The organism is Candidatus Hakubella thermalkaliphila (genome assembly GCF_013281975.1).
GTDB lineage: Bacteria > Actinomycetota > Humimicrobiia > Hakubellales > Hakubellaceae > Hakubella > Hakubella thermalkaliphila.
This window is the reverse complement of the sequence record NZ_BLRZ01000432.1, coordinates 1-629: the sequence shown is the minus strand read 5'-3', so window position 1 is coordinate 629 and position 629 is coordinate 1. Positions and strand designations below refer to the sequence as shown.

The window sequence follows — 629 nt, the reverse complement described above, 5'->3', positions numbered from 1 at the left end:
TTCGGCAATTCCCGTGTATGGACTGTCAGACCAAACCATCACTGTGGAACGCTCTACAGTGGGGTGGTTGAGCAGTTCGGCTACAAAGCGGCTGTATTTGTCAAGCGACGTTAGCGGATTGTCGGTCATCTTTAATAAGCAGGCTGGACCCGCAAAGTTTCCGCTAAGTCACGGTGTTGACTTTGCTTGGTGTAGGCTTGTTTGCGCCGCAGCCATGTCTCCTAAATCCCTTTCCATCGGCTCAAATCGGCGCGGGTTTCGTCGTAAGCGTCATAGCGCGCCAGCTTGCCCGACATAACAGCAGCGTAAAAAGCTGCGCTGAGAACGCCGTATTTCTCTTCATAGAGAGGCAGGCGACGCTCAAGTATTTTCATCTCGACAACCAATTCGTGAATTTCCATCCATTGCCTCCCAACAGGATAACCTTCTTGAGAGCCAATTCTACCACACAATCGCCAAGTGAGATACCCGGGGAATTGCCTCACCAATGGGATCCAACTGAAGTTTCGCTGTAAGAAAAATGCTTCGAAGCATGTGTAGACTTTGTTGACAGTCAAAAATAAGAGAGGAAACTTTACGCCCTCAAGAATTTATCCTGACCTGAAATTCCAGCAAGGTTTATTATGAGC

At 48.5% G+C, this 629-nt stretch carries 1 protein-coding gene; it reads right to left on the bottom strand.

The window, feature by feature from the left end; translation table 11 throughout:
- Positions 1–221: 221 nt before the first annotated feature.
- Positions 222–401, bottom strand: a complete 180-nt coding sequence (locus HW443_RS12575) for a hypothetical protein (RefSeq protein WP_258190557.1) — start codon at positions 399–401, stop codon at positions 222–224.
- Positions 402–629: the final 228 nt, after the last annotated feature.

Coding starts and splice junctions, on each gene's coding strand:
- HW443_RS12575 (WP_258190557.1), bottom strand. CDS start 401: ATGGAAATTCACGAATTGGTTGTCGAGATGAAAATACTTGAGCGTCGC.